Source organism: Moorena sp. SIO3H5 (assembly GCF_010692395.1).
Classification (GTDB): domain Bacteria; phylum Cyanobacteriota; class Cyanobacteriia; order Cyanobacteriales; family Coleofasciculaceae; genus Moorena.
On the sequence record NZ_JAAHHS010000739.1, the window covers coordinates 1 to 1,580 of the forward strand.

At 33.0% G+C, this 1,580-nt stretch carries 4 protein-coding genes; all 4 read left to right on the forward strand.

Annotated features, from left to right (window positions below):
* Positions 1-80 precede the first annotated feature (80 nt).
* The 4 genes from F6K52_RS36095 (at position 81) to F6K52_RS36110 (ending at position 1,506) form a co-directional block, all read left to right on the forward strand.
* Positions 81-272, forward strand: a complete 192-nt coding sequence (locus F6K52_RS36095) for a hypothetical protein (RefSeq protein ID WP_293089999.1) — start codon at positions 81-83, stop codon at positions 270-272.
* 146 nt (positions 273-418) lie between these two features.
* Complete coding sequence (locus F6K52_RS36100; protein WP_293090001.1) at positions 419-826, forward strand: hypothetical protein; 408 nt, start codon at positions 419-421, stop codon at positions 824-826.
* Entirely contained in the window at positions 826-1,290 is a 465-nt protein-coding gene (locus tag F6K52_RS36105; RefSeq protein WP_293090003.1) for a hypothetical protein, read from the forward strand. The genes F6K52_RS36100 and F6K52_RS36105 overlap by 1 nt, the downstream gene beginning before the upstream one ends.
* 27 nt (positions 1,291-1,317) lie before the next feature.
* Complete coding sequence (locus F6K52_RS36110) at positions 1,318-1,506, forward strand: hypothetical protein (protein ID WP_293090005.1); 189 nt, start codon at positions 1,318-1,320, stop codon at positions 1,504-1,506.
* Positions 1,507-1,580 lie beyond the last annotated feature (74 nt).

The following is a 1,580-nucleotide window of genomic DNA, read 5'->3' on the forward strand; positions in this document are numbered from 1 at the left end:
CGTAGTTTAGCAGAAGCCTGTTTTAAAACTATCAAGCAATATCAACCAAATATTAAGATGGAAATAATGCAACAAATAGTATGAATTATCCAAATGGAAAGCAAATTACTGAAGATTTAAAGAAGCTAAGGGATGATGATTATGAAATTATTCTTGTTCTGAATCCTTCAACTGTTTGGATTTTAGTTTTTCAACTTCAAATGGGAATAAGGTATCTTTTGACTGACAAAGAATTTGCCGATGAAACACGCGAAATAGTGAAAGATATATAAGCTTCTTTGGATAAACATCCCTTATACACTGAGTGTTTGAAGCAAGCTTTAGATTATGGTTGGTATTGCATTGATGTTGAGAATAACATGAAAGAAAATTTTAACCATATTCAGCAAGAAAATAATAATTGATTTGAGGTTTTGTAATGCAAAAAGTTAGACAAATTCAATACACCATTGACGGGAATTTTTACCAATATAGTGCCTTTCCTGAAAGCTTAGTTTTTACTCTTGAAATATCAGAAGAAAAAACTTTGCGGCAAGCCGTTGATGAGATACGCCAAGAACTAGCCAATCAGTTTGGAGGTCAATATCATGTGGAATTAAATAAAAGAGATAAGCTTGAGGGCGAACTAAAAGAATTACAATCAAAAATAGATGTAGCTAAGACAAAATGGGAGAATACTCAACGGTTTTTAGCTGCACAAGGAATAAAAACTGATGCTTCTGACTTCCCTGATTTTAGCAATTATTTATTACCTTCTAGTCAGGAAACAGTAGATGCTGAAATTGAAAATGAAGACAATGATGATGTAAGTGAATACGAAATGTAATGAAATTCAAAAATATTACTTATCAGCGTGTACTTAACTTAGGTAATTACGAGAATAAAAAGCTAGAAGTGCACGCGGAATTGGATGATGGAGATGATGTTAACCAGGCTATTTCTGATTTAAAGGAAATAACTGAGTCAAATATCAGCAAAGAAATTCTTACAGACTTTGAGGCACAAATAAAATATCAACAGAAAGAACAAGCAAGATTAATAATGAATAATGGCGACCTCAGAAAAGAGTTGAGGGAGCTTAAAGCCCAGATAGAAGAATACAAAAGTAAGCTACCAGAATCTGATGATTTAAATGATGATGATGATGTCCCTTTTGACCAAGGGTCAAAAACTTCGGATGAGGACCCTGACCCTTTAAGTTCTTTTGGTGAAGTTTCTGACCCTTCAAAAAAGAATGAATACAAGAGAGATTGGAATCAAAAAATTCCTGAATTCAAAGGATGGCGTTGATACTTTCTAACAACAATTACAACAAATATGGCCACAGAAATTAATGAAATGCGCATAACAGCTACGACCGGCGAGTTACTTGAATGGGAAGCATTTTTTCAAAAAATCGCCTCCCGAAAACTAATTACAATTGTTCAACTTTCAGAACCTTATCCTAACCGTAATTCAATATTACATAGGCAATATTACAAGGTTAAGTTTAATGGAGAAATTTAAATGAGAGTTGAAGGTGAAAAAGTTTCAATCGATAAAGACTACCTTTGTGTAATTAGTTTAACAACTGTTATTGC

Coding starts and splice junctions, on each gene's coding strand:
- F6K52_RS36110 (WP_293090005.1), top strand. CDS start 1,318: ATGGCCACAGAAATTAATGAAATGCGCATAACAGCTACGACCGGCGAG.
- F6K52_RS36105 (WP_293090003.1), top strand. CDS start 826: ATGAAATTCAAAAATATTACTTATCAGCGTGTACTTAACTTAGGTAAT.
- F6K52_RS36100 (WP_293090001.1), top strand. CDS start 419: ATGCAAAAAGTTAGACAAATTCAATACACCATTGACGGGAATTTTTAC.
- F6K52_RS36095 (WP_293089999.1), top strand. CDS start 81: ATGAATTATCCAAATGGAAAGCAAATTACTGAAGATTTAAAGAAGCTA.